Source organism: Sporosarcina sp. FA9 (assembly GCF_051550205.1).
In the GTDB taxonomy this organism is placed as follows: domain Bacteria; phylum Bacillota; class Bacilli; order Bacillales_A; family Planococcaceae; genus Sporosarcina.
In genome coordinates, this window is sequence record NZ_CP188819.1 from 2628286 (window position 1) to 2654677 (window position 26392).

Below are 26392 nucleotides of genomic sequence, written 5' to 3' on the forward strand. Positions count from 1 at the left end.
AATAACTTGCAAAAATACAAAAAAGCTCCTAATGTAGGTAAGGAAACGACGACTAAATCAGTTCCCTACACTATCAAAAAGGAGCTCAACCATGACCATTGTAAATCAGAATTTAGTCTTTCGTCAATACTTATCTAATTTACCAAACAATGTTTTATCTGACCGCTTATGAATTACGATGCGAAGAAGCTAACCGACTTTTCAATCGTGAAAATCTTTATTATGGCAAGCCTTTGCAAATGGGACAGGCTTAGAGTGATTGGAACCGGCATCCGTTCAAAAAAAGAATTTCTGAAGGAAATCGGAGTAAATTCAATCAGTCATTCGCAAATTAGCCGACGTTTAATTAACTTAAATACTGCTGATTTGTCAGATTTACTGAGCCGTCTAACCCAATGTTATTGGAAGCTGAATAAGAATGCTAAGGGGCTGAATGCCGATGTCGGTCCACTTCGGATCATTGATGGGACTAATATTAAATTGCCAAAGAATGCATTAAATTGAACTGCAATATCTAAAGATTCCGTAGGAATCAAGTTGCATGTCCGTATCGTAGCTGCCTCACCAGATAGTGTGTTTCCTGAAAAGATGATTCCATCAACAGGAAATGTAGCTGATTCTGACGCTGTTAATCACATCATTGACGCCGATGGTGCTTTGTATGTAATGGATTGTGGTTATGCCCATAAAACAAAAATGGGTGGCTGGATAGAAGGAGATGTCCAATTTCTAGTCCGTGTTCGAAAAACCTTCAGGATGGAAACGCTGAAGTCTTATAACCCAACACATCCAAAAGTTACGAAGAACGAGTTGGTATCAATACTTTCGCGCGAAGAACCTGTTCGGTATATCGAATTCAAGGATGAGGAAGGGACCCCTTTTCACTTGATTACAAATCGGCTAGATCTAACTGAAGAAGAAATTTTAGACACTTATCAGAACCGTTGGTATGTCGAATTTTTCTTTAAATGGCTCAAACAGCACGTAAAAGTCAGTCTTTTAATCAGTCATTCACCAGTCGGTATATGGAATCAAATGTATATCGAATTGATTACCTGTGCTCTTGATGAATTATGCGACTAATTCATAATCCAACCAAAAAAAGCTGGACATTCTTAAGTGCAGTACAACAATTTCTTTTTTTATCGATAAATGTTCTCTTGAAGCACTTCAAACGGAGGTTAGGAAGGAACGAGGGCCGGCAAAATATACCCATACCAACAAACAAAAACATACACTATGGTGAACATTTTGCAATTGTTAGCCCGATTACGAGAAAGCATTTCATCGATAAAGAGAAAGAGAAGAAACGAAAAGAAACAGAGAAAATGATGAAGTTAGAACAACAATAATGACATGTAAAAAAAAGGGAACTGATTGGTTTTAAAAGACCTGTTCCCTTTTTTTATTTTCAGAACCACACTCGAATGGTATAAAAAGTAATATATTGTTTATTGTGGGTTTTATGCAACGCTAGTGAACAATGAGAGGTAATTTAATAATGGCACACACTGGGAATACCATACAAAACCGTAAAAACAAACACCTATCCCCCTTTGAACACGGTCAAATTGCTGCTTTCAAACAAGCGGGTCACTCCAATCGAGATATTGCAAGACGCCTAGGCCGTGCTCACCAAACGATTGCCAATGAACTAAAGCGTGGAACAACGACACAACTTAAGACGGGGCGCCCAACACGGCTTATTTCGCTGAAACGGAACAGGCTGTATGCGAACATAACAGAATCAATTGTGGTGCTAAAAGTAAGTTGCTTATCGCAATCGAATTTATTGATTTTGCTTGCAATCAAATCCTCAATCATGGTTGGTCACCTGATGCGGTAATTGGGTTTACCAAACGACAAGTCGACTGGAAAAATAAGCAGATGGTATCGACTAAAACGCTTTATAACTATATCGATTTAGACTTATTAACCGTTAGAAAAATTGATTTACCGATGAAAACAAAACCGAATACAAAGAAGAAACGCATCCGAAAAAAACCGTAAGGTTTTAGGTACAAGTAATGCTGAACGTCCACCTCAAATTGAAGATAGAGTGGAATCCGGTCATTGGTAAATTGACACCGTAGAAGGAAAATAGCCTGATGATAATGCATTACTGACTCTCGTTGAACGTAAAAAGAGAACCTATTATGCCATCATAATTGACGATCAAGATCACGATTCAGTTGACTATGTTATTAGTAAGTTACAATAATATTCTGGAGGAAACTTCCCCAAAATATTCAAGCCATCACCTCTGACAATGGAGTTTTTCAAGCATACTTTAATAAATCTTCTGTTCTAATTCAAGTTTAGATGCTGCATGCACGCCTAGTAGACGTAACACCAAAACTGGGATGTATAGGTAATACATTTAGATTATTTAAAAGACTATTGGAAAAGTCCAAAATAGTTCCATGCAAAGATCCCAAACATGGGCCTTAGTCTAAGTCTTTTCATTAATTATCCATAGCCTATACTGTACCCTAAGAAAGGAGTTTAAAAGTGGTAAATCCAATACGTTTTAATGAAGGACGCCAAAGGTTTCCCGACTTTGAAAACCAATTTTTTCCCGATTTTAGACACCAAAGGTCTCCCGGCTTTGAAAACCAATTTTTTCCCGATTTTAGACACCAAAGGTTTCCTGGCTTTAAACACCAATTTTTTCCTAATTTTAGACACCAAAGGTTTCCTGGCTTTGAACACCAATTTTCCCCTGTATTTAGACACCCGTTTTTCCCTGTTTTTAGACACCCATTTTTTCCTTTTTGAAAACAAAATGTTTTCCTAGATAAATAGGAATAACAAAAAAAAGTTAACTAGTAAGAACTAGCTAACTTTATAATACGAACACACTCAATAGTCCATTGATGAACAATAAGTGACATACTTCAGATGACGAAAAATCGCCTCAAAGTTTTTAAAATAATAAGTCATCCCAAAAAGAGTTCCTTCTCTTGTGTCGTTGGTTTCGGGAAGTTCGACGTATTCTGCTCGTGCAACGTTGGTTTCGCGAAGTTCGACGTACCCTGCTCGTACGTCGTTGGTTTTGCGAAGTTTGACGTACCCTGCTCGTGCGCCGTTGGTTTTGCGAAGTTCGACGTACCCTGTTCGTACAGCATTGGTTTCGCGAAGTTCGACGTACCCTGTTCGTACAGCATTGGTTTCGCGAAGTTCGACGTACTCTGCTCGTGCATCGTTGGTTACTAAAAGGATCCTGGTGCATGAAGTGACCTAACCCAGTATTGTTAGCCCGATTTACTGCATTCTGAATAAGTGACATGTTCAAACCTCCTTTCAATTTCATTAGAGAAAGAAGTAGGTGATTATTCTTTTTCCAAAAAACCAACCTCTGCACTGCACTTTTCTTTCCCTTCTCGCAATATATGAGGTTGTACAAAAAATGTTAAAGACAATCGCATAGTTTTCAAAAGTAAAAAATAATTCTGTACCTTTTAGTGGCATCTTACATTTTTGTTTCATACGAATAATGAAAAATAAATGGAGGGAATTCGTATGGATAAAGGCATAAAAATACCTGAATATCATCTTTTTATTCATCCTTTAGATTTAAGTGAACTTCGGAAAGATATATGGTGTGACGATCCTATCTCTGCCAAGCTAACGATTAACAAAAGAAAGTATGATATTGATATCGCCTATCGCGGCTCACATATCCGAGATTTTCGAAAGAAGTCGTATCACATTTCGTTTTATAAGCCAAGTACGTATAGAAATGCCAAAGAAATTCATATCAACGCAGAATATAAAGATCCTTCACTATTAAGAAATAAATTATCGCTCGATTTCTTCAATGAAATAGGGTGCTTATCGCCAAAGTCCCAATTTGTATTTATGAAATTGAATGGAAAAAATGAGGGACTTTATTTGGAATTAGAATCAGTCGATGAGCATTTCCTTACGAATCGACAACTACCGCAGGGACCTATATTCTATGCGATTGATGGCGATGCTAACTTTTCGTTAATGAGTGATCTTGATAAAGATGTAAAGAAATCACTTAAGGTTGGCTATGAACTAAAATATGGGACAGAATCAGATGAATTTCATTTACAAAAAATGATTATTGAAATTAATACCATTTCAAAAGCTGAATTTGAAAATGAAATTGTGAAATACCTCAATGTTGATCAGTATCTTTGTTGGTTGGCTGGCGTTGTTTTCACCCAAAATTTTGATGGCTTTGTTCATAATTACGCGCTATATCAGAATAGCGAAACGAGGCTATTCGAAATCATCCCGTGGGATTACGATGCAACATGGGGAAGGGATGTAAATGGGATAGTCATGGAAGAAGACTATTTACGAATCGAAGGATTTAATACGCTAACCGCCAGGCTTCTCGACGTGAAAACATTTCGACTTCAATACAAAAATTTGCTAGAAGTTATTTTAAACAACCAATTTAATATTGACTTTTTGAAACCGAAAATACAAATTATGCATGATTTTATGAGGCCTTATATTCAAAAAGATCCATATAAAAAAGACGATATCCACTTATTTGATATGGAACCTAAGTATATATTGGATTTTATTGAAGCACGGTCAAAATATATAAGAGGCAAATTAGATACATTAGATTAAGTTGTTGCATCATTTTACGAACCCCTATTTCCATTTGGCCAGGGTTGTTGATGTCGCTTTATTTACAGCACGCGCCTATCTGTGCTGTAAATAAAGTAAAATCGTTTGAGTGGTCTTTTTCTTTTGGGTAAATACTTTCAATGAATTTTAACAATGCCTAATTAAAAGCCAATTCGTTCTATGTTGAACGAATTGGCTTTATTCTTCTATCTACCCTAACTCTATGTCCTCCGTTAAGGGAATGATGCATTGAGGTTCACCGCAAATATTATTTAGCCCTGTATTTGAACAATATATAGATCTGCAAATGTATTTAGATCATACCCGTGTCTATCTTCCAACCCACTATTATTCAATTCAATTTGGGTAATTAATGTTTCGCTTCTAGAGGTAGCACACTCCGTTGATTGTAGCGGAAGGTGGCTACTTCAGCGGGAATAAGCGGGACAGTTGAGACCCCGCAGTGAAAGCCTTCACGCAGAACGACTTTTGTGAGCAAAAGCGTAGCGTTGTGAACATGGCTGCCTAAATTACTGCAAAATGGCATAAATACGTCAAATCGAACTCTTCGTTGTTCGATTGGCTCAACCCCGGCCCAAAGAAGAATGGGTTTTATTCTTCGTTAGTGGAAAGCGCCCACCTGCAGCGAAAATCAACAGATTCTAAAAGACTTTTTGTGTTGCCTTAAAAATTTACTTATGTCCTAATTTAAATCTTATCAACCATTTTTAGTGTTTTTTTCAATTGTTTTAAATGGCGTTTTTCATGAAGTCCGACAAATGGAAACCACTGAACTAATGGAATGTTTCCGAATATAGGGTGTTTAAACGACTTGTTTCGAAATAGTTCATCTGAACCCGATTCATATATATCTAGAAGAAATATGCGTGAGTCATAAAGTTCTTTTTTCATGTCCATTTTTGTCCTGTACTCGTCAGTTGGCAAAGTATATCCAGGTGCGTCTACTTTAATTATACGATTTGTTGAAATAATAATCGGTTTTTTTAATGCTTTCGGGCTGTCTGGATTTTTCAATTCTTTAGCAATATTTGTCGCAATGACAACTTCCATTCGTGCAAGATGTTCAAATATTTGTTTTGGGGACCAACCACCGTTTTGTGGAATTTCATTGAACTCTTCATCTGTTATTCCGTCGATTGTGCGAAACAACTCTTTACGAATTTTATTGTTTTCTGCTAGGATCATTAATTTCACTCCTCTACTTAACCTGATTACGAAGATTTATCTGATTTCTAAATTTAAAGGTATGTAAATTCATTAAAACTAAGCTCAAAATGATCAATGGTAAACCGATTGCAATTCCGATTTGCAAAGGCTCATCTAGAAAAAGAAAGCCTAATGTAATAGAGACGAAAGGTACAATGAATGTCACCATCGTTGCAAGAATCGGTCCACTTGTGGAGATTATTAAATAGAAGATTACATAACCAAGTCCAGAACTTAAACAACCTAGAACGAGAAGAGGTAATAATACATCCTTAGTTCCAATTTGAATTAAAGCTTTCGGCTCAATAATTAAACTAATTGGGCCGTTTAACAGGACCCCCACTGCCAAAGTCCAGAAACCTAGATGAAGAGGAGGAATATCAGAAAAGTATTTATTTACTAAAATCGAATTGAGTGCATACCCTGAAGTGGCTCCAAACATCAAAAGTGCATGGATTGCAGAAAACTGACTTCCTGGTGCTTGTCCTGAAAATATAAATAGTGTTAGTACTGCTATAAATCCAACAACCAAACTTGCAATTTGATTTCTCAGTGGTTTTATCTTTATAAGAATAATAGTGTAAACTACTGCAAATAAAGGTGTTGTGGCGTTTAAAATTCCACTTAGGCCTGAGTCAATTCCTTTTAATGCGAACCCCATAAAGTTCCAAGGTATTGCTCCCGCTAAAGCGACAACAAGTAAAAAGAAAGGACTTACTTTGAATGACAAACGATTTTTAGACAACAGGAGAAACGGAACTAATGTAAGAACACCAAACAGACTTCGTAAAAAAACAATCGTTGTCGGTGAAAAATGATCCAGAAGCTCTTTTGTCCATAAAAATGAAGAACCCCATAGTAAACTTAGAAATAATAAATATAAAATCGGCTTCATAAATGATTACAGAACCTTTCATAAGCACAGTTAGACACGCTTTTTTATTCGGATATTCAACCTACTTTAACACATGAAGCTAGAAGTATGAAAGAGTTCAATTGATAAACCGAATAATAACTTATTGATTTATGGAATTTCATTTCATTTGAATGCTTTATAGTAAAATGAATCAGATTCTAGGCTTTGTTTTACTTGATTGCATTGGTAATCTCTTTCAAACCTGTAGGTTCACAGAATAACTCCAAATTTAAAGAAAAAACACATAAGCGAAATGAATCGCAAATGTGTTTAAGCATACTTATGACATTATCTCTTTTTTTTCACAATAGCCATAGTGCATCTGGAAATGCATATAAGGTTCTCTTCTTCATCGACAATCTTGATATCCCATACCATCGTTGTACGGCCTTTATGAAGTGGGGTCGCAATGGCGGTTACAATGCCGTCTTTCTTCCCACGTATATGATTGGCATTAATTTCAAGTCCAACCGCTAGTTCGTTCTCTTGGTCAACTAAATTCCAGGTCGCCACACTAGCAATTGTTTCAGCAAGCGCGACAGAAGCCCCCCCATGCAACAATCCAAAAGGTTGATGAGTTGCCGCATGAACCGGCATTGTAGCAACCGCCCGTTCCGCGGATAATTCTATTACTTTTATTCCCAATGCGCCCATCATCGTATCTTCCATTCGTTTTAATTCCATTTATACCAACCTCCCTTAATATCAAATAAAAATCAATTCTTTTTCACGTTCAATAATATGAAGTTTTTTTGGAATTCGTAATCCTACACTATCACCTTTTGATAATAACCTGCCATCAAACCCATTATGATCATCCAAAATTAATTCTTGTTTACCAACCTGTATCTGATACCTTATATAACTTCCATGATAAACGGCATTTACAATTTCCCCTAAAAGGTTACTTTCTGGATCTATTTTGATCATTTCTGGGCGAATCAATAACTGTAATTCCTCACTACTGTTGGCCAACGAAGAATCTATTGGAAATTGGAAATCATCTGTACTAAAAAAAGACTCATTTTTTTCAGTATGTGTTCGGCCTGTTAATAAATTTGCATGACCAACAAAATTTGCAACAAATTCATTTGCGGGATTTTGATAAATAACACTTGGTACGTTTAATTGCTGCAAAGAACCATCGTTTATCACAAGAACACGATCCGAAATACTTAACGCTTCCTCTTGATCATGCGTAACGAAAATGATTGTTAGATTAAGTTCCTCTTTTAAACGACGAATCTCATCTCGCATTATTGTTCTTAAATTTGCATCTAAATTAGATAGTGGTTCATCTAACAATAACACTTTCGGTTTGAGAACCAAACACCTTGCAATTGCGACCCTTTGCTGCTGACCACCACTTAATTCATTTGGTTTTCGATTTTCAAACCCAGACAACCGAACTTGTGCGAGTACCTCTTTTACTAAATCATCTTTTTCATTTTTCGACTTCTTTTGAAAGTTTAATCCGTAAGCAACATTTTCATATATCGTCATATGTGGAAAAAGAGCATAATTTTGAAAAACCATTCCTGTTGCGCGTTTCTCCGTTGGGAGGTGATCAATTGATTGTCCTTCCAATAGTACTTCTCCCGAATCTTGGGGATGAAACCCGCCAATAATTCGGAGCAAAGTTGTTTTTCCACAACCACTAGGACCAATAAATGTAATTAATTCCCCCTGGTTAATGGTTAATGAAATATCTTTTATTACAGAGACTTCCCCAAAGGATTTACTAATATTTTTTAACTGAAGAAGTGGTTTTTTCTCTTCCAGCATACACATCATCCTCATTCCGATTTCCATTGTTTAGATTCCTATATTACTCCGCTTCTCTATCCATTTTGTGAGCGCCATACAAGCTACAACAATTAAGATGAGTACGAAGGACATTGATGATGCTCGACCAATCGCAGCTTGGTTTGCTAAATTTAAAATATACACAGCTGCCAAATTCGTTCCGGGAGAAATGAGAAAGATAACCGAACTCACTGAAATCATTGCCGTCATAAATGTGTAAACAAAACCGACCATAAATGCCGGACTCAGTAGTGGTAATACAATTTTTCTAAACGTGTAAAAACGGCTTGCACCTAGGTCGGATGATGCTTCCTCCATTGTGACATCCATCTGACCGAGTTTGCTAATCCCCGCTTCAAGCCCGACTCCTATTTTACGGAAGGTCATATTCATAACGAGTAACAGCACTGTTCCAGTTAAAAAGAACGGCGGACCGTTAAATATTAAAATATAGCCTATTCCAATAACTGTTCCAGGAACAGCGAGTCCAAAGAGTGCGATGAATTCTAGAAATTTCATGGCAGGAATATTTTTTCTTGCTGTCAAATAACCTTGCAACATACCTAATCCCGCAGCTAATATTGCTGCAAAGAAGGAAACAATCACACTGTTATACATATACTTCCATCCTGAACGATCTGTGAAATGCTCCAAAGTAAATGTATTATTCACACCAATATTTTTCACAAATGCACCTGCTATTACCATGAAAAACATTGTTACTATAAAAAACACCATTAGTGAACTAATACCAAATGTAATTGATTTTATTTTATTATTTAACGGCAAGTTTTCACTGCCAGAAGTACTATCAATTGAAGTTGTATCAATATCCGACATAAAATAAGTTTGATAAAGGAATACTAGTAGACTAGGGATTATTAAGAAAATTCCCAAGACCGCAGCCATCTCCAAGTTTTGCCTTCCCGTTACTAAAGCGAATGCTTCCGAAGCCAAAAATGGATCGCTTCCACCAATCACAAGAGGATTCGAAAAATCAGCCAAAGCCATAACAAATACGAGCAATGCTGCTTTTAGAATACCTGCGCTTGCCAATGGGAAAGTAATTTTCTGTATCGTTCTTCCTTGCCCAGCCCCTAAATCATGGGATGCATCCTCTAAATTAGTATTGATTGAGCGAAGCGCGCTTTCAATCATCATATAGGCAATTGGAAAGTAACCTAAAACCTGGGCTACGACGACACCCCAAAATCCATAAATGCTAAATTCTATTCCAAATGTATCGTTCAAAAAACTAGATACAATCCCTCTTCTACCAAATAAAATGATTAGTGCTAAAGAAAAGATAAATGGAGGAGCAACAAGAGGTAAAAGCGCAATGCCTCGATATGCTTTCGAAACAACGCTTTTGGATCGTGTTACATACAATGCGAAAGGCAAACTAATAAGTATAATAATTAGTGTAGAAATCAACCCAACCGAAACACTGTTTTTAAGTGCTCGAAAGTAGTTCGGTGTCTGAAAAAAACGTTCATAATATTGAAGTGTAAATCCCCCCGAGCCAATACCAAAACTTTTTAAAAACACCGCTAAAACTGGTGCTAATATAAACAAGATAAGTAGAACTGCTATGATTATTGCTGCAATTGCAAATACCGGTTCAGACCAAAATTGCTTCCATCTATTTTTAAATCGTCCAAATAAAACGTTATCGTTTTTCTCCGAGATCACGTGATCACCCTTTACTTATCAAATGTTTCACTCCATTTGTCCATAATTCGATCTCTATTTTCTGCAGCCCAAACCGCGTCATAGTCGATTAAATTTGGTTCAAAATCAATTGCGCCTTCTACTCCAGGTTTCGTTACCATGGAACGGTGCTTTCCAGCGGCTTGCATTCCTTTTTCTGACCCAATGAAATCAATCACTTTTTTAGCTTGTTCCATATTCTTTGCATCTTTGTAAATCCAAGCAACATCTAAATCGAACCCAACGCCTTCTTCAGGTACTATCGCTTCAATTGGATACCCTTCTTTAGTTCGGTCAAATGCAGCTTGGTCCCAAGTAATACTAATTGCAAATTCACCTTGTGCAGCCATTTGTGCAGGTTGAGTTCCAGATTGCGTGTAAAGGGCAACGTTCTTATCCAATTCCGTTAAATAAGCCCATGCTTCTTCCTCACCCCATAGTTGAATTAATGTAGATACAATTAAAAACCCTGTTCCAGAGTTACCAGGGTTAGGCATGACAATTTCTCCTTTATACTGAGGATCAATTAAATCTGCCCATGAAGTAGGCTTATCGAGTCCTAACTCTTCCAATAAATCGGTGTTTACAGCTAGAATATTAAACCAAAATGACCAACCATACCATTTACCATCTGGATCTTTAAATTGTTCAGGAACATCTTCCCATTCTGGCGAGTCATATGGTTCCAACAGATCATCTCTATCCGCTAGAAATGCTAAGCTATGTAACATTCCCCATTGTGCACTTGCGCCCACATTCGGTTGCTCTGCCTTAATCCGGCTCCAAATTTCTTCACTCGACATCGTTAAAAATTCCGCCTCAATACCTGTATCCGCTTTCAATGCATCCACAAATGATTGCATCTCTTCTTGAGTGTTATGTGAATATAATGTAACTTTTTCATCGTTATTACTACACGCACTTAGAACGACACTTAGGACTATAACGAATGTGATGTATATATAATTACGCACAAAAAAAACTCCTTCTTTTCTTTTTTATAAAACAACTGTAATCCGTTTACTCATTCTACAAAACATTTTACTGTATAATATTACGATAATTTCCAGACGGGATGGGGACTTCTATCATATCATAAGATTGTATTTGTTGTAGAGTTAACTTTCACACAATATTGAATTGCGCGAAGGTTCGGAAATGGTATATGTAATAATAAAAATGCCTACATTTAAAATAAATCATTTTAAATGTAGGCATTTTTTAATTGTTGAAATTAATATTCTTGGTTATGTTGAATTGCACCGGATACTGGATATAGCTTTAAATCAATTTCAACTTGTAGTCCTAATGCAAGTTTCGCTAGTTGTTCACCTAAAAATGGACCAACCGTTAATCCCGATGCACCAAGCCCGTTCGCAAGGAGCAACCCTTTAACATTTGGAACCACACCAATAATCGGAAGAAAGTTTGGAGTGATTGGACGAAAACCAACACGTGTTTCAACAAATTCACCATCCGCTAACCCAGGTGCAACAGCAAGTGCTTTATCTAGAACTTCATGTAATCCACCGGCCGTAACTCTTTCATCAAACTCCATTCCATCTTCATGCGTTGCCCCAACGATTACTTTTCCATCATCGAAGGCCAAAATATATTGATCATTCGGTGGGATTACGACAGGCCATTCCTCTGTCATTTTATTACTTAATTGGAGGTGAACAATCTGTGCTTTCTGACCACTAACTTTCAGATTTATACCGAGTGGTTCCATTAATTCGGAAGCCCAAGCACCTGCAGTTACTAAAACACAATCCGCTGGATAAAATTGATTTCCAAGACGCACACCAGTTACGATACTATCCTCATACTCCAATTCAGCAGAACCCTTTACAAAGAGTGCGCCATGCTTTTCAGCTGCATTTACTAAAGCCTGCCGCAATGCACGTCCATTCACCCGAGCTGCTCCGCTAATATAAACAGATTCGAATTCAATTGATATTGGTGGAAATAATGCAGATGTTTCTGTTGAAGATAACTGTTCAATAACGCCTATTTCGGGTGCATCTAAGCGTCTTGTTATCGCTCGCTCTTTCATCTTCTCAAGTTTGCCTGTATCCTTTTGCACACTTATCGCACCTACTTGCCGATACCCGGTTTCGATTTCTCCGTCCTCTTTTAGCTGTTCGATTAGTGAAGTATAATAAGCAGCTCCGCTTTTAGCAAGTGCATACCAAGCTTTGTTTCTTCGCTGTGACAACCATGGACATATTATTCCTGCTGCAGCATCCGTTGCCCTGCCCGGTTCTTCTCTATCAATAACTGTGACACTTGCCCCGGACTTTGCCAATTGATACGCTGCAGATGTTCCTAATATTCCAGCACCAATAATAATGTATCGTTTCATTGTGAACACCTATTTCTATGAGAATTTCCACTGCAAAAAGACACCCCAATAAGTGGTGTATTTAAGTTTGTTTGTACTGCCAATTATTAATCAAAAAAAGTTCTTTTTCAAGCTAATGAATCCGACACAGCAAAAAATCAACCCTAGAAATGGATAAGGTTGATTTCAGTTTTAATTATTTTAATTTATCTTTTCTTAATTTATCTTCATAAAAAACACTAAAGTCAGGGTCGACTGTTCCAATATTCATGTATCGTGCTTTGTAATCGCGAAGTAATTCAAAAAACTTTTTGCTTAAGATTATTAATACAACCAAGTTTACGAATGTCGGAATGGCTGTCGTGATGTCCGCAAAATACCAAACCGCTTTTCCAGGAAGATCATAGTACACTGCATAAACTACCATCAGTGAGCCTGGTATCGGATAAAGCCATTTAAATAATGTGAGGATCTTATATTTCAAAGTGATTTTCTTTTCATTGTCAAACATATGCCTTAACAGGATTTCATAGTACGTATACCATCCGGTGGAGGTTGTAAGTCCAAACAAGAAGATGGATATTGTAATAATATATCTTCCATATTGACCAATTCCTATTTCAAATGCGGATAAAGTTAATGTTGCACCATCAAGACCAGAAGACCAAGCACCCGTAATAATAATTGTCAGGGCAGTAATCGAACAAACGATCATCGTATCCACAAATACCTCGACCGTACCCCACATACCTTGTTTAATGGGGTGTGTTGTTTGAGCTGTTGAGTGAATCATTGGTGAAGTTCCCCAACCCGCTTCGTTACTATAAACTGCACGTGCGACACCCATTCGAATTACTTGTGCAATAACCGCCCCAGTAAATCCTCCAACAGCCGCCATTCCTCCAAATGCACTATTAAAAATCAATGCGAAAGAAGGAATGATTTCAGTGTAGTTTTTGAAGATAATAAATAATCCTGCGAGCACATAAAATATGCACATAAATGGTACAAGTCTAGAAGCAATCTCTCCAATTCTCTTAATTCCACCATAAATTATAATATATATTATTGTTAAAAAGATGAATGAAGCTGGAATCATACCAATATTAAATGTGGAACTTATGGATTCGGAAATTGTATAGTTTTGCAATGTTATAAAAAAAGTTGTAAAGATACCAAATCCAAAAAGAGTCGCTGGTACTTTCCAAAACTTAAAATTCTTTTCCTCTCCAAGTCCTTTTTCCATATAGTATGTTGGGCCTCCGTAAGGATCGCCTTTTTCATCAGTATTTCGATAATAGACGGATAACGTCACTTCTACTGTCTTCGTCATCATACTGAGTAGTGCGGTAATCCACATCCAAAAAACAGCACCTGGTCCTCCAATTGCAATAGCCGTTGCAACACCGCCAATATTACCAACCCCAACACTTCCACCAATTGCAGTACTTACTGCTTGAAAGGGTGTTAAGATACCTTTCGTATTTGCATTTTTATCTTTTTTCGCAAAAACTTTTCCAAAGGTCTCTTTAAAAATATGCGGTAAAAAGCCGAATTGAAATAACTTACTGCCGATTGTAAAATATAAACCAACAAACAGTACCGTGAAAATCAGCGGCAACCCCCATAACCACCCAACAATCGTTTCGAGCATTTGGTCCACATTCATACCCCTCTCATTTTATATTATTTCCAAACAGGGCTGTCCATTCCAAGAATAAAATCCTGTTAAAAAGTCATATAATATAAATATGTGAGTAGCAAGTTTAATAGAACAAGCTCTAATGTTTTTAATATGAGTACATTTTAGCGATGAAATAAGATAACCCCTGCTATTATTTATGACCTTGTAATTGCTCCAATACAATTAACTAGTATTTCTTTACACACAAAAAACAGGTTTGCACTTCTATTTAAGAAGTGCAAACCTGTTTATTTACAGTTTGATTTTATTATTGATTAGCAAAGTTTACTAACATTTTTGCTGCTTGACCGCGTGTTGTTGCTTGATTTGGCATATACTTTCCATTGGACCCATTTGCAATTTTATACTCATAAACAAATGTTATGGCATTTTTTGTTTCTGCATCATATTGATCAATGTCAGTAAATGGGGAGACCCCTACCGGAATATAAGTTTTGTTATTGACTAATTCATACGTTCGTTTCATCATCAATGCAAGTTGTGCACGTGTTACACTTTGACTTGGATTGAATTTATCATTTGGTTTTACAATTCCAAATTCTACCGCAGCCGCGATTTCAGCTTGAGTTTCTTTTTCGTAATTTGAAATATCAGTAAAGTTAGCTTGTTTATCCGTTTCAAGTTTAAGTGAACGAACTATGATTGACACCGCTTGAACACGTGTCAGTTTTGCATTCGGTTTAAACGTTCCATCTTTGTATCCGTTCACTAATCCCAATTGTGCAGACTTCAAAATGAAATCCTTAAATTCACTCGACTCAATGTCAGTGAATAGTACAGGACTTACTTCTGGAATCCATGGATAATTTTTTAAAACCGATTGAACAAATAATTCTCCGACTACTTTATATCCAGCTTCACTTAAATGAATATTTTGGGGGTTCGGTAGGTTGACTGTGAAATCTGCTGCAATCGCATCCGCAGTTGGTATAAAAAATGTATTTTCCCCAAAAATCCCTTTTTGGATTGCTCCATTTAATCCTTTTAATAACTCAGCAATTTTCAGCTGATCATTTGCTGCTAGATGCGGGAACGAATTGTAGTATCCCATTACGTATATTTGTGCAGTAGGGTTGTTTTTTTTGATTTCAGAAATTATTGTATAATAATCTTTTCCAACTTGCTCAATCGAAGCCATAAGGTTTACAAGGTCAACTTCAAGCGCTTGTGTTTCCGTATTGATTTTAAGATGTTTTAATACATCATTTGCACCCGCTGTAATTGTAATAATTTCCGCAGATTCAATGGATGCGTGAAGTTCGACATTCTCTTCTTCATATCCTTCGCCTATGACCGGCTTTACTGCATTGTCTTGTATATCTTTTAATACTTCTGCAACTGTATAACCCGGAAATGTGAATCCTTTGTTAAATGACAATAATGCATTTTCCGATTTCAATGACTCTGCTAAATAATCCGCATAGCTCTTCCCAGGTTTGTTATCTGAGGTAATGCCGTAAGCAAGTGAATCTCCAAGTGCCAAATAATCAACTTGAATTGGTTTCGATACAGTCTCATCTGCTAGCGAATATAATGGAACAGTAATAAGTTGGAGCATGAGTGCAATTAGAAAAAACAGTCGAAATTTCCCCTTTGATTTGAACATCATTTCCCTCCTAGTATTTGATGATTTCAGGTAATCTTCTTTGCTTTCGAGCTAAACATCCAAAAGACTTACAATTCAGAATACCGTGCCTTTAATTTTACTCATGTTAGTATTAAAATACAAGTAATTTTTATAGATTCATAGTAAATATTTAATGTTAGGGGGATAAAAATGCATTACAAATTACTTAATTATTTATACATACTGGTAGGACTCTTATTTTTAGCCGGGTGTGGAACCGGAAACATTGAATCTACTATAGAAGGTGATGCATCCTCAAAAGATGAGGTATCCACTAATTTAGAGTCTCCAGAAATCATAGAAGAGACTTCTAATGAGGATTACGAGAAAGTAGAAGTACTTACTTTAGATCCACTACTTTCAAAAATGACAGTACATTACATTGACGTTGGACAAGGGGATGCCACATTACTTGAATTTAATGATGGAAATGAAGAATATAAAATACTTATAGACACAGGAAATTGGAACTCCTCTGACGTCGTTTCTTATCTTCACGCACACGACATTAAAGATATTGATATTATTGCAATCACTCATCCTCATGCGGATCATATTGGGCAATTAGATCAAGTCATCAATGAATTTAATGTGGAAGAAGTATGGATGAATGGAGAAATAGCAAATTCACAAATTTTCTCCGCATCAATCACTGCGATTGAAACCAATGACGTGGATTACTACGAGCCTCAGGTAGACGATGTCTTTGACATTGGACCAGTTGAAGTTTCAGTCCTTCATCCAAACACTTTATTACGCAGTACAAATGACAACTCTCTTGTTCTCAGAATACAGTACGGTGAAATCATATTTTTATTCACAGGAGATGCCGAACGACAAGCTGAAAATGAAATGGTTAGTATAGGCGTAAACTTAAAGGCACATGTTTTACAAGTAGGTCATCATGGATCTAGTACTTCTTCAACGGAAAGATTTCTGCAAGCTGTTGAACCCGAAGTAGCTATTTATTCAGCTGGTGCTGGAAACTCATATGGACACCCAAATCTGGAAGCAATCGATCGTATCGAAGCAAGTGGTGCACACTTATATGGGACGGATGTTCATGGTACAATATTAGTAGAAACAGACGGTAAAACTTATACTGTACTTACGAGTAAACAGGGCACAATTCCACGCGAATCTTCAGCCGAGTCTAACGAAGTTAATGAGATAGGGGAAGAAGTTTCGAAAACAGAAACAAAACCTACAAGTTCTTGCGTCGATATTAACACAGCTTCTGGTGAAGACATTCAGCGTATTATCCATATTGGACCTACCCGTCATTTGGATTTAATAAATTTACGTCCTTTTAGTTCGGTTGATGACCTTTCTAGAATCAAAGGAATTGGCCCAGCTCGAATTAAAGACATTATAGCGCAAGGCATTGCGTGCACAGGAGGCTAAAAGATGCATTCTGTATATTTGGATCGGTTCACCGATAACAATATGGCACTTCTACTTATTGAAGAATTCAAAAAAGAAATTTTAATCGATAAATCACAACTTCCAGAGGGAAGCATTGTTGGTACATGGTTTTTAGTGGAAATACAGAATGACTTAATAACTAAAATCACAATCGACTCGAGTAAAACTAAATTAATGGAACAAGAAATTGGTAACCGTATGGAACGATTGAAATCGACTAAAAAAAGTCGGTTTAAACGAAATTGACTGCTAGAGAGACTGAGCCTATGTACTTGCTGCAATCTCTCTTTTTTTTATATACTGAATAAACAATAGATTGGAGATGGTTAGTATGAAAAAAAACAAAGTAACGTTATTTTTATTTACTTTAATCTCCGTCGTATTCCTCGTTGCTTGTGGAAATTCCAATTCCTCGGTCACAAACAAAGGTGAACAAGCACCTATGTTTGAACTTGAAGATTTAGCCGGTAACCAAATCGCCCTATCTGATCTTGCAGGCGAAAAAGTATATATTAAATATTGGGCTTCATGGTGTTCGATTTGTTTGGCTGGTCTTGATGAACTCAACACCTTAGCTGCTCAGGAGAACGATTTTAAAATACTCACGATTGTGAGCCCTGATTTCAAAGGTGAGAAGTCAGCATCTAAATTTAGTAAATGGTATCCGAAATTATCAGCTGACAATCTTACAGTGTTGCTTGACGTGGATGGTAAATGGGCTAAACAGTTTGGTATTCTTGCCTACCCAACTTCATACTTTATCGGTTCTGATGGAATTCTCGCTAAGACAACAATAGGCCATGTGCCTAATGAAACAATCCTTAAAGATTTTGAAACTATTAATTAAGGGAGGAATATCATCAATGAAGAAGTTATATTTCCTTGGAATGACTGTATCCCTTTTACTGATTCTATCTGCCTGTTCATCTTCAAACTCGTCTACAAATGCTGCTAGTTCAAATGAAAAAAGTAAAGACGCAATCGAAAATCCAAATGAAATCGTAGATTATTCAACTAGCGATTTAGAGAAAATCTATTTTGCTGGTGGTTGTTTTTGGGGTGTTGAAGCTTATATGGAACGCATTTACGGAGTCGCAGACGCCACTTCCGGATATGCGAATGGGGAGGGAGAAAACCCTACCTATAACGAGGTTATTCGAGGAGACCTTGGATTTGCAGAAACAGTAGAAGTTTCTTATGATCCAGAACGCGTTTCACTCTCAAAACTTTTGACAAGCTTCTTTAAAGTAATCGATCCAACAATACTAAATCAACAAGGAAATGACAAAGGCGTTCAGTATCGTACTGGAATTTATTATATTAACGATGCTGACTCTTCAATAATCGAAGACGCTGTCAAGCTTGAACAAGATTATTACGATGATGCAATTGTTACTGAAGTTCTGCCACTAGAAAATTATTTTCTTGCCGAAGAAGAACATCAAGATTATTTAAAGAAAAACCCAAATGGTTACTGTCATATCGATTTAAGCATATTGGATGATGAGGTAAGTATCGATCCATCGATGTATAAAAGACCGAGCGACAAAGAAATCAAAAGTAAATTAACAGATGACCAATATAAAGTTGCAGTACTCAATGATACGGAGCATGCTTACTCCAATGAGTATTGGGACACTTATGATTCAGGAATTTATGTCGACATTGTAACAGGCGAACCATTATTCACAAATCGAGACAAATACGATTCTCAATGCGGTTGGCCAAGTTTCACACAAGCAATTATTCCCGAGGTTGTTACGTACCATGAAGATTCGAGTTTTTCAATGATACGGACAGAAGTCCGGAGTCGTGCAGGAGATATCCATTTAGGTCATGTGTTTGACGATGGACCAAAAGACCGTGGCGGAAAAAGATATTGCATTAACAGTGCATCTATTCTTTTCATCCCTTTAGAAGATATGGAACAAAAAGGATATGGATCTTTAATTCATGTCGCTGAATAAAAGTCAAAAAAACCAGTAACCTTAATCGGCTACTGGTTTTTCATTTTATTTTTCAGTACATGCTTCTATGAATCTTTCGAATAAACGTAGGGATACAGCATCGCCGGAATCCGATAGAATTTCTGGGTGCCATTGCACACCTATTACAAAACGGTGTTCAGTACTTTCTACTGACTCAATAATTCCATCACTTGCCTTACCATTAATGATCAGTGGCTTCGGTACATCCTTTAATGATTGATGGTGATAGGAATTCACTGTGATTTTATCGGTTTCAGCAATTTTTTCAAACAAACTCCCTTTAGCAATTTCTACATAATGAGACTTGTAATCGTTTGGTGCATTTTGAATATGTTGAAGCAATGTACCTTCATTTTGTGCGTATAAGTCTTGATAGATATTCCCGCCAACCGCGACATTCAATACTTGCATTCCCCTACAAATACCAAATATCGGTTTATCTAGTTTCAGTATTTCACGTACAAGATCAATTTCAATCGCATCACGCCATGGTGAAACTTCCCCTAGTTTGTGGTGGGGTTCTTCATCGAAGAGCAATGGACTAATATCGTTACCCCCAGTTGCAAGCAGACCGTCAATCATCGCTGCGATTTGTGGAATATCTTCTTCAATTCCAACCGGTATAATAAGCGGTAAACCACCTGCACGTTTAATTGCTTTGATATATTCATAATTAAGAACGTGATTGTAATTCTTTTCAGTATCTGTTGTTATTCCAATAATTGGTTTCACTAAAAAAATCCCTCTTCTCATTCTAATACTTTATGTATTTAGCACTCCTCTATATATAATACACGAAATTGCTAGACTATTGTACACTTTACTACAAAGTTGGTAAATATTGTTTTTAAAGAAAGACCCGATTGGTTTCTAAATCGAGTCTGTCCATCCTTATTTCTTCACTTTATTAAGTAATCCTTTATTTCCTTTAGTGATACTGTTTTCATAATCAATATACGGATAAATATCTTCATCAATCTGATCACTAAACTTCGCAAACTCATCAATTGTTAGGTCTTCAATTGCTTTATTCTCTTTTTCACAATAAATGATAAGCTGTCCAACGATTCCATGTGCATCTCGGAAAGCCGTTCCTTTACTAACCAAATAGTCGGCTACTTCAGTTGCATTCAAGAACCCAGCCTTAATCGCAGCTTTCATATTATCTTCATTTACATGAAGTGTTTCAATCATTTTTGCCATAATCTCAAGACAGTCCATTACTGTGTCGAGTGCATCAAAGAATTGCTCTTTATCCTCCTGCATGTCTTTGTTATAAGCAAGTGGCAATCCTTTCATCGTCGTTAACAGTGAAAATAATGAACCGTACACACGCCCAGTTTTTCCCCGAATCAATTCAGCAGCATCTGGATTTTTCTTTTGTGGCATAATGCTACTACCTGTCGAATAAGCGTCTGCCATTTTAATGAAATTAAACTCTTGGCTGCTCCAAATTATAAGTTCTTCACTTAATCTGCTTAGGTGCATCATTGTAATTGAGAAATTCGACATTAATTCTAATAAGTAATCACGGTCACTTACACCGTCCAAAAAGTTATCTACAGGCTTAGAAAATGCAAGAAGTTCTGTAGTTACGTTTCTGTCGATATCATGTGTAGTACCGGCTAAAGCGCCACAACCAAGTGGGTTTTCATCCAACAGTTCAATTGCATTTTCAACACGTTTTTTATCACGTGTAAACATCTGCACATAAGCACCAAGATGATGACTAAATGTAACAACTTGTGCACGCTGTAAATGTGTATAACCTGGCATAATCACATTGTTTTCCGAAGCTTTTTTATTGAGAGAATCGATAAGTAATTGAAGAGAATCACATACTTCACTCGCTTTGTTTTTCGCATATAATCTCATATCCAGTGCGACTTGGTCATTTCGACTTCTTGCAGTATGTAGCTTTTTACCCGTTTCACCTACTCTTTCCGTTAAATTCATTTCAACGAAAGAATGAATATCTTCATATTCACCTTCTACTTTTAAGTCTCCACTTTCAATATCGATTAAAATGGACTGTAAACCATTTACAAGTAGTTCACCCTCTTCAGGTGTTAGTAAATCACAATGTACAAGCATCGTTACGTGCGCCAAACTACCAACGATATCCTCATGATAAAGTCTATGATCCACAGGTAATGATGTGTTAAACTTCTTCATTATTTCGTCTTCACGGTTTGTAAATCTTCCGCCCCAAAGTTTCATTTACACTTCATCTCCTTTTCCTCATTCTTTATAAACAGAAAGCATTAAATATTCCGTTCTAAAGAATCACTTCTATACATACTAACAAATGTACATTCAATGTAGCAATAAAACATATATTCACTAATTTCCAGGTCGAAAATGAAAGCCATAATCAACACAATACGCTATACTACTTATAGTGAAGGAGTGACTTATCATGTTAAAAAAGAAATTTGAAAACTATATAGCAAACAATGTAGTTGATCATACAATCGAATTGCCAGAGGTTGCCAAACTTTATGCGGAAAAACATCATTTACTTCCGGATGATATCGCTGTTGAAGTGAACGATATTCGATATGAAGTTATCGAATTATGCAACAAAGAAACAGAAGAAGTGATTCGTACAGAAACTGCTGAATTCTTAAATGAATCGATGACTTATTTAAAGAAAAATCGTGATGAATTTATTTTCTTGGAATCGAATTCCTTTGAATTGGCACGCATTGATGCTGTTGCACTAGAACTCGATGATGTATTCGAAACGTATACTGCTTTATTTGGCTTAAAAGTACAAAAGAAATTCGGACCTGATTTCAAACAATATCTGGATGAACACCTACACGGAGATGGTGTAAAATACAGTGTAAGTTTTTCTGATGCGGATGGTTTATGGGATGTAAACTTCGCTTTGGATTATTTGGAAGGTTTCGATGAGGATCTATCTTTGAATAAAATTGTGGAATTGATTTATAGCTTTGTTTATAACATGATTGAAGCTTTAGAGGATGCACAGTGAAGGATGGGAAATGAGTGAGCAACACCGAATTTATATACACATATGTTCAACACAGTGATGAACATGAGTTATGCCAATTAGAAATGCGTTCTTTCTTTGGTAAGGATTCTTTTACGAATGTGTTGAAAAGTACGATAGAAATTGACCCAAGTCGCAGCCCATTTATGAAAGAACGTCTGGAAGTTTTATATGAATCCGATAGTTGGACAGGTCTTTTAGATGAAGTGAAGAATTTCATTGTGGATGAATTCACTTTTAAAGTTGTTTGTTTAAACACAATGGCGATTCATTCAACAGTAAAGATTGATCATCCCGAACGTAGAAAACTTGAACGTGAAATCGGATTATGCATTACTGGAAATCCTGAATTAATTGACCCCGAAATTGTATTTGGTTTTCTAACTTATGATAATAAGTGGCATTTTGGAAAGTATGTTGAAAGCGAATCGATTTGGTTCCAACATCAAAATAAACCCCACAGCTATTCAACCTCTTTAAACACTCGTGTTGCGAGAGCTGTTGCGAATATTGCAGCCCCTAATCCCACTGGTGTTAAAGTGATTGACCCTTGTTGTGGAATTGGTACTGTTCTTGTTGAGGCTCTTTCAATGGGCATTGATATTGTCGGTCGTGATATTAATCCCCTCATCATTGAGCCTGTGAAAGAAAACTTTGCGTATTTCAATTTGGTTGGAGATGTTCAGGCTGGACCGATTGCAGAGATTGAAGGGTATTATGATGTAGCAATTATTGATATGCCTTATAATATTTTTTCAAAAACAACACCTGAAGCCCAATATGAAATATTAATACATGGACGGCGAATTGCGAAGAAAGTAATTATCGTTTCAATTGAAACCATTGACCAAGTTATCGAGGAGATTGGTTTTAAAATCATAGATAGATGTGTTGCTAAAAAAGGATTATTTGTAAGACAAGTACTTGTTTGCGAATGAACTGGAGTAATAAATAGTAGATAAAAAAAGTGCTTAGCTTTTACGCTAAGCACTTTTGTTTATTTTGAAATATGAGTTGTATAATCAGCCAAAAGTCTAGCCCCGTATCCAGTTGCTGATTTCGCGTAGTAGCCAGAATCCTTGCTCTTATCCATTACTCCCGCCATGTCCACATGCAGCCACTTGCTGCCTTTTGGTACGAAACGACGTAAGAATAAACCGGCGGTAATCGAACCTGCAACACTTAGTGAACTGATGTTATTCATGTCCGCATAATCACTATCCAATGAACTGTCATAAGCATCGACTAAAGGCATTGGCCAGTTGAAATCACCATTTATATCGCCAATCTTTTTCATAATAGCCGATAATTCTTCATCTCCGAATACGCCACCAAGTTCTGTTCCAAGAGCGTTTACAACCGCCCCTGTAAGTGTTGCGATATTAACAATGTACTCAGCATTCCATTCACCAGCACGAATAAGTGCATCAGCCAAAATTAGTCGACCTTCTGCATCGGTATTTCCAACTTGAACTGTTAACCCATTTTTGTAATGAATGACTTCACCAGGAAGAACTGAAGTGTTATCAGCCGCATTTTCTACAATCGGAATAAGAACTACAACATTTACTTTTGCTTTCATTTTAGCAAGCAATGTTAGTGCCCCTGAAACTGCTGCTGCCCCGCCCATGTCCATTCTCATATCACTAAGGTCTTTCCCACTCTTCAAGCTGATACCGCCCGTATCGAATGTCACGCCTTTACCAACTAGGGCAACAAGTGGTTTAGACTCGTCTCCTTTGTAAACAAGCTCAACGAATGTAGGTGGATACATACTTCCGCGACCAACAGTTAGAACACCGTTCATTTCCATTTCTTCAAGCTTCTTTTTATCAAACACGTTCACTTCAACATTAAGGTCTTTAAAGTTTTCTTTTAGTACTTCTGGAAAAGTTGTTGGATTCAGTACATTGGATACTTCATTCATCAAGTCACGTGAGAATTCAGTTGCTTCTGCACGAATCTTTCCTTCATTTATAAAAGCATCTATACTTGTGCCCGTTACTTCCAATTCAGTACGAAATGGAGTCACACTTGGTTTGTACTTTGCAAACTGATAAGCTCCGAGATCCCATCCTTCAGCAAATGCAGTTAGAACGCTTCCCTTGTCTAAGTCTTTGTAGGCTGCTGTTAGAACATCGTCTGAGATGCTCGCTCCATTAACTTTACGTTTACCTAAATCACGTGATATATTTCCTGCAGTTGCACGTACTTTTTCTAATGTTAGCGGTGTCTTTTTACTATCTTTAATCACTATGTAATGCACATCTCCCACAACGATTGAACAATGTCCACCGGTGCTGTTCTTAACAAATTCTTTTACAGTATCATTTTGTGTAATAACCACGTTGTTTTCAAGAATGATTTCTACTTTATTAGCCATTTTATTATTCCCCCAATTATTTAGTTGACAAATTCTTATCTAAAAATTGTCTATACTCAGTGTATCATGAGTTGCGTTTCTTAACTTAAATAGGTCTTTAAAAATGGATTACAGAGATTTTTAATACAATAAAACAGTACCTTGCATTGTATACTACTGGATGATATAGTGAATATAGAAACTACAACACATACTTCAGTACTGTTTAATGAACACTAGTGAAGGAGAGGAATTCATTTGAATATACAATTTAAAAAAGGCGTATTAAATCTTTGTGTTCTCGTTCTTTTAGATAAAAAAGATCGGTACGGTTATGAACTCGTCCAAAAAATTTCCGAACAAATCTCCATATCCGAAGGTTCTGTTTATCCTTTACTTAGAAGAATGACGAAAGAAGGATATTTCACAACCTATCTACAGGAATCAACTGAAGGTCCGCCTCGTAAATATTATACATTAACAGATGCAGGGCGAATCTATTTACATGAACAATTGAACGAATGGAAGAACTTTTCAGACGGCGTTAACACACTAATTGAGGAGGGTGTTCAAAAATGAATGAAAACCAATTTATCATTGAGCTGGAAAATGCTCTAAAGAGATTAACTGAGGATGAAAGAAATGACATTACACAAGACATTCGGGAGTATTTCATCGAAGGTAGAAAAGATGGCAAGACAGATGTAGAATTAACTAATTCACTTGGTTCTGCACAGAGCATAGCCGATGATTTACTGACATCCTATTCATTTATTGAAGAGAAAGCACTTGAATTACAAACTAGTGAACTGATTACAATACAGGATAGTTATGAGAATATTGATATGGTCGTACAACAAGGATCGCTCGTTATTAAGCCATCTGATAGTCAAACTACAATAGTGGAGCTCGAAAATACTAATGACAAATTAAAGCTTACTGCAGAAGTGATAGATGGCGTTTTATTTATTCGATTGAAGAGCTTGCGCCACTGGTTATTCTCATTCAATTTTAATATGAAGGCAGTGGTTCTTAATGTGTATATACCAAAAAAAATATACCAGTCTATTGTTGCAAAAACAGATAACGGCCGTATTTCTGCAGAGAAACTTCTTGCGAAAAAGATCGGCATGGAATCGGATAATGGACGAATTCAATTAAGTGAAATTGCAACAACCACACTGATTGCCCAGACAGATAATGGTCGGATTGAAATTACAAAAGTCCAAGCAGATACTGTCAAAGTAAAAACGGATAATGGACGCATTGAAATGCAGTCTGTAGATTGTGAAAGCATGACTGTTGAGTCTGATAACGGACGAATTGAACTTGATAATATAGATGGAGATTTGGTTGGTTACACTAATAATGGACGAATATCCTTAACAACTTCCCATCTAAACCGAAATATAGACTGTAAAACAGACAACGGAAGCATTTCGATACTATCTGATTCCCAGCCTACAAATGTTACAATTCACGCCAAAACAAATCATGGGAAAGTAGACGTCTTTGGTGAAAGTAATTCGAAAACAGTAATTGGTTCTGGTGAAAATACGATACGGTTAAAATCTGATAATGGCAGGATTACGGTAAACTAAAAAACAAGCAGTTCATATAAGTTGCACAACTTCCCATATGAACTGCTA

At 36.7% G+C, this 26392-nt stretch carries 27 protein-coding genes; 14 read left to right on the forward strand and 13 right to left on the reverse strand.

The genetic code is table 11. The features are described 5' to 3' along the window. Window positions 1–168 precede the first annotated feature (168 nt). The 5 genes from ACP8HH_RS13125 to ACP8HH_RS13145 all read left to right on the forward strand — a co-directional run bounded on the left by ACP8HH_RS13125 (window position 169) and on the right by ACP8HH_RS13145 (window position 2010). Entirely contained in the window at window positions 169–504 is a 336-nt protein-coding gene (locus ACP8HH_RS13125; protein ID WP_438312013.1) for a hypothetical protein, read from the forward strand. Window positions 505–537: 33 nt separating this feature from the next. Further along, entirely contained in the window at window positions 538–1083 is a 546-nt protein-coding gene (locus ACP8HH_RS13130) for a transposase (RefSeq protein ID WP_438312016.1), read from the forward strand. Next, window positions 1074–1352 (forward strand): hypothetical protein, encoded by a 279-nt coding sequence (locus tag ACP8HH_RS13135; protein ID WP_438312018.1) that lies wholly within the window; start codon window positions 1074–1076, stop codon window positions 1350–1352. The genes ACP8HH_RS13130 and ACP8HH_RS13135 overlap by 10 nt, the downstream gene beginning before the upstream one ends. Window positions 1353–1501: 149 nt before the next feature. Next, on the forward strand, window positions 1502–1846 hold the full coding sequence (locus ACP8HH_RS13140) for a helix-turn-helix domain-containing protein (RefSeq protein ID WP_438312020.1): 345 nt from the start codon (window positions 1502–1504) through the stop codon (window positions 1844–1846). Beyond that, complete coding sequence (locus ACP8HH_RS13145; RefSeq protein ID WP_438319261.1) at window positions 1771–2010, forward strand: hypothetical protein; 240 nt, start codon at window positions 1771–1773, stop codon at window positions 2008–2010. Before ACP8HH_RS13140 ends, ACP8HH_RS13145 begins: the two co-directional genes overlap by 76 nt. Window positions 2011–2926: 916 nt before the next feature. Here ACP8HH_RS13145 and ACP8HH_RS13150 read toward each other — a convergent pair. Then, window positions 2927–3313 (reverse strand): CotG/ExsB N-terminal domain-containing protein, encoded by a 387-nt coding sequence (locus ACP8HH_RS13150; protein WP_438312022.1) that lies wholly within the window; start codon window positions 3311–3313, stop codon window positions 2927–2929. A 209-nt stretch (window positions 3314–3522) separates the two neighbouring features. Between ACP8HH_RS13150 and ACP8HH_RS13155 the strand changes: the two genes are divergently transcribed. Next, a complete protein-coding gene (locus ACP8HH_RS13155; RefSeq protein ID WP_438312024.1) occupies window positions 3523–4614 on the forward strand; it encodes a CotH kinase family protein in 1092 nt (363 codons plus the stop codon). 708 nt (window positions 4615–5322) lie between these two features. On the opposite strand, the gene ACP8HH_RS13160 is transcribed toward ACP8HH_RS13155, so the two are convergent. The 9 genes from ACP8HH_RS13160 to ACP8HH_RS13200 all read right to left on the reverse strand — a co-directional run bounded on the left by ACP8HH_RS13160 (window position 5323) and on the right by ACP8HH_RS13200 (window position 15928). Further along, on the reverse strand, window positions 5323–5820 hold the full coding sequence (locus ACP8HH_RS13160) for a DinB family protein (protein WP_438312026.1): 498 nt from the start codon (window positions 5818–5820) through the stop codon (window positions 5323–5325). A 13-nt stretch (window positions 5821–5833) separates the two neighbouring features. Continuing rightward, complete coding sequence (locus tag ACP8HH_RS13165; protein WP_438312028.1) at window positions 5834–6736, reverse strand: DMT family transporter; 903 nt, start codon at window positions 6734–6736, stop codon at window positions 5834–5836. 309 nt (window positions 6737–7045) lie between these two features. Further along, window positions 7046–7441: a hotdog fold thioesterase gene (locus ACP8HH_RS13170; RefSeq protein WP_438312029.1), complete on the reverse strand. Its 396-nt coding sequence runs from the start codon at window positions 7439–7441 to the stop codon at window positions 7046–7048. Window positions 7442–7462: 21 nt separating this feature from the next. Continuing rightward, complete coding sequence (locus tag ACP8HH_RS13175) at window positions 7463–8569, reverse strand: ABC transporter ATP-binding protein (protein WP_438312031.1); 1107 nt, start codon at window positions 8567–8569, stop codon at window positions 7463–7465. 3 nt (window positions 8570–8572) lie between these two features. After that, a complete protein-coding gene (locus ACP8HH_RS13180) occupies window positions 8573–10255 on the reverse strand; it encodes an ABC transporter permease (protein WP_438312034.1) in 1683 nt (560 codons plus the stop codon). Window positions 10256–10266: 11 nt separating this feature from the next. Next, window positions 10267–11247, reverse strand: coding sequence for an extracellular solute-binding protein (locus ACP8HH_RS13185; RefSeq protein WP_438312035.1), 981 nt, complete (start codon window positions 11245–11247; stop codon window positions 10267–10269). A 260-nt stretch (window positions 11248–11507) separates the two neighbouring features. Then, the gene (locus tag ACP8HH_RS13190; RefSeq protein ID WP_438312037.1) at window positions 11508–12638 is read right to left on the reverse strand and encodes an NAD(P)/FAD-dependent oxidoreductase; all 1131 of its coding nucleotides are present in this window, start codon (window positions 12636–12638) and stop codon (window positions 11508–11510) included. Window positions 12639–12813: 175 nt separating this feature from the next. Next, window positions 12814–14271 carry an alanine/glycine:cation symporter family protein gene (locus ACP8HH_RS13195; protein WP_438319176.1) on the reverse strand — a complete coding sequence of 486 codons (1458 nt, stop codon included), beginning with the start codon at window positions 14269–14271 and terminating at the stop codon, window positions 12814–12816. Window positions 14272–14569: 298 nt separating this feature from the next. After that, the gene (locus ACP8HH_RS13200; protein WP_438312039.1) at window positions 14570–15928 is read right to left on the reverse strand and encodes an S-layer homology domain-containing protein; all 1359 of its coding nucleotides are present in this window, start codon (window positions 15926–15928) and stop codon (window positions 14570–14572) included. Window positions 15929–16099: 171 nt separating this feature from the next. On the opposite strand from ACP8HH_RS13200, the gene ACP8HH_RS13205 reads away from it, so the two are divergent. The 4 genes from ACP8HH_RS13205 to msrB all read left to right on the forward strand — a co-directional run bounded on the left by ACP8HH_RS13205 (window position 16100) and on the right by msrB (window position 19341). After that, complete coding sequence (locus ACP8HH_RS13205; RefSeq protein ID WP_438312040.1) at window positions 16100–17353, forward strand: MBL fold metallo-hydrolase; 1254 nt, start codon at window positions 16100–16102, stop codon at window positions 17351–17353. Between the two features lie 3 nt (window positions 17354–17356). Continuing rightward, on the forward strand, window positions 17357–17620 hold the full coding sequence (locus ACP8HH_RS13210; protein WP_438312042.1) for a DUF3006 domain-containing protein: 264 nt from the start codon (window positions 17357–17359) through the stop codon (window positions 17618–17620). Window positions 17621–17705: 85 nt separating this feature from the next. Further along, the gene (locus tag ACP8HH_RS13215) at window positions 17706–18221 is read left to right on the forward strand and encodes a redoxin domain-containing protein (protein WP_438312044.1); all 516 of its coding nucleotides are present in this window, start codon (window positions 17706–17708) and stop codon (window positions 18219–18221) included. Window positions 18222–18237: 16 nt separating this feature from the next. Next, the gene (msrB, locus tag ACP8HH_RS13220) at window positions 18238–19341 is read left to right on the forward strand and encodes a peptide-methionine (R)-S-oxide reductase MsrB (protein WP_438312046.1); all 1104 of its coding nucleotides are present in this window, start codon (window positions 18238–18240) and stop codon (window positions 19339–19341) included. A gap of 45 nt (window positions 19342–19386) precedes the next feature. Here msrB and ACP8HH_RS13225 read toward each other — a convergent pair whose 3' ends face one another. Continuing rightward, window positions 19387–20094, reverse strand: coding sequence for a gamma-glutamyl-gamma-aminobutyrate hydrolase family protein (locus ACP8HH_RS13225; protein WP_438312048.1), 708 nt, complete (start codon window positions 20092–20094; stop codon window positions 19387–19389). A gap of 159 nt (window positions 20095–20253) precedes the next feature. Next, window positions 20254–21582, reverse strand: coding sequence for an argininosuccinate lyase (gene argH / locus ACP8HH_RS13230; RefSeq protein WP_438312049.1), 1329 nt, complete (start codon window positions 21580–21582; stop codon window positions 20254–20256). Between the two features lie 199 nt (window positions 21583–21781). On the opposite strand from argH, the gene ACP8HH_RS13235 reads away from it, so the two are divergent. Further along, entirely contained in the window at window positions 21782–22363 is a 582-nt protein-coding gene (locus tag ACP8HH_RS13235; RefSeq protein ID WP_438312051.1) for a branched-chain amino acid aminotransferase, read from the forward strand. Window positions 22364–22377: 14 nt separating this feature from the next. Then, complete coding sequence (locus ACP8HH_RS13240; protein WP_438312053.1) at window positions 22378–23319, forward strand: TRM11 family SAM-dependent methyltransferase; 942 nt, start codon at window positions 22378–22380, stop codon at window positions 23317–23319. Between the two features lie 59 nt (window positions 23320–23378). On the opposite strand, the gene ACP8HH_RS13245 is transcribed toward ACP8HH_RS13240, so the two are convergent. Then, on the reverse strand, window positions 23379–24764 hold the full coding sequence (locus ACP8HH_RS13245) for a leucyl aminopeptidase family protein (protein ID WP_438312054.1): 1386 nt from the start codon (window positions 24762–24764) through the stop codon (window positions 23379–23381). A 237-nt stretch (window positions 24765–25001) separates the two neighbouring features. On the opposite strand from ACP8HH_RS13245, the gene ACP8HH_RS13250 reads away from it, so the two are divergent. Further along, window positions 25002–25322 carry a PadR family transcriptional regulator gene (locus ACP8HH_RS13250; RefSeq protein ID WP_438312056.1) on the forward strand — a complete coding sequence of 107 codons (321 nt, stop codon included), beginning with the start codon at window positions 25002–25004 and terminating at the stop codon, window positions 25320–25322. Continuing rightward, window positions 25319–26344 (forward strand): DUF4097 family beta strand repeat-containing protein, encoded by a 1026-nt coding sequence (locus tag ACP8HH_RS13255; protein ID WP_438312058.1) that lies wholly within the window; start codon window positions 25319–25321, stop codon window positions 26342–26344. The genes ACP8HH_RS13250 and ACP8HH_RS13255 overlap by 4 nt, the downstream gene beginning before the upstream one ends. Window positions 26345–26392 lie beyond the last annotated feature (48 nt).

Excerpts from the sequence above, each read along its gene's own strand:
- ACP8HH_RS13125 (WP_438312013.1), top strand. The coding sequence starts at position 169 with ATGAATTACGATGCGAAGAAGCTAACCGACTTTTCAATCGTGAAAATC.
- ACP8HH_RS13135 (WP_438312018.1), top strand. The coding sequence starts at position 1,074 with ATGCGACTAATTCATAATCCAACCAAAAAAAGCTGGACATTCTTAAGT.
- ACP8HH_RS13140 (WP_438312020.1), top strand. The coding sequence starts at position 1,502 with ATGGCACACACTGGGAATACCATACAAAACCGTAAAAACAAACACCTA.
- ACP8HH_RS13150 (WP_438312022.1), bottom strand. The coding sequence starts at position 3,313 with ATGAAATTGAAAGGAGGTTTGAACATGTCACTTATTCAGAATGCAGTA.
- ACP8HH_RS13155 (WP_438312024.1), top strand. The coding sequence starts at position 3,523 with ATGGATAAAGGCATAAAAATACCTGAATATCATCTTTTTATTCATCCT.
- ACP8HH_RS13160 (WP_438312026.1), bottom strand. The coding sequence starts at position 5,820 with ATGATCCTAGCAGAAAACAATAAAATTCGTAAAGAGTTGTTTCGCACA.
- ACP8HH_RS13165 (WP_438312028.1), bottom strand. The coding sequence starts at position 6,736 with ATGAAGCCGATTTTATATTTATTATTTCTAAGTTTACTATGGGGTTCT.
- ACP8HH_RS13170 (WP_438312029.1), bottom strand. The coding sequence starts at position 7,441 with ATGGAATTAAAACGAATGGAAGATACGATGATGGGCGCATTGGGAATA.
- ACP8HH_RS13175 (WP_438312031.1), bottom strand. The coding sequence starts at position 8,569 with ATGGAAATCGGAATGAGGATGATGTGTATGCTGGAAGAGAAAAAACCA.
- ACP8HH_RS13190 (WP_438312037.1), bottom strand. The coding sequence starts at position 12,638 with ATGAAACGATACATTATTATTGGTGCTGGAATATTAGGAACATCTGCA.
- ACP8HH_RS13195 (WP_438319176.1), bottom strand. The coding sequence starts at position 14,271 with ATGCTCGAAACGATTGTTGGGTGGTTATGGGGGTTGCCGCTGATTTTC.
- ACP8HH_RS13200 (WP_438312039.1), bottom strand. The coding sequence starts at position 15,928 with ATGTTCAAATCAAAGGGGAAATTTCGACTGTTTTTTCTAATTGCACTC.
- ACP8HH_RS13205 (WP_438312040.1), top strand. The coding sequence starts at position 16,100 with ATGCATTACAAATTACTTAATTATTTATACATACTGGTAGGACTCTTA.
- ACP8HH_RS13210 (WP_438312042.1), top strand. The coding sequence starts at position 17,357 with ATGCATTCTGTATATTTGGATCGGTTCACCGATAACAATATGGCACTT.
- ACP8HH_RS13215 (WP_438312044.1), top strand. The coding sequence starts at position 17,706 with ATGAAAAAAAACAAAGTAACGTTATTTTTATTTACTTTAATCTCCGTC.
- msrB (WP_438312046.1), top strand. The coding sequence starts at position 18,238 with ATGAAGAAGTTATATTTCCTTGGAATGACTGTATCCCTTTTACTGATT.
- argH (WP_438312049.1), bottom strand. The coding sequence starts at position 21,582 with ATGAAACTTTGGGGCGGAAGATTTACAAACCGTGAAGACGAAATAATG.
- ACP8HH_RS13235 (WP_438312051.1), top strand. The coding sequence starts at position 21,782 with ATGTTAAAAAAGAAATTTGAAAACTATATAGCAAACAATGTAGTTGAT.
- ACP8HH_RS13245 (WP_438312054.1), bottom strand. The coding sequence starts at position 24,764 with ATGGCTAATAAAGTAGAAATCATTCTTGAAAACAACGTGGTTATTACA.
- ACP8HH_RS13255 (WP_438312058.1), top strand. The coding sequence starts at position 25,319 with ATGAATGAAAACCAATTTATCATTGAGCTGGAAAATGCTCTAAAGAGA.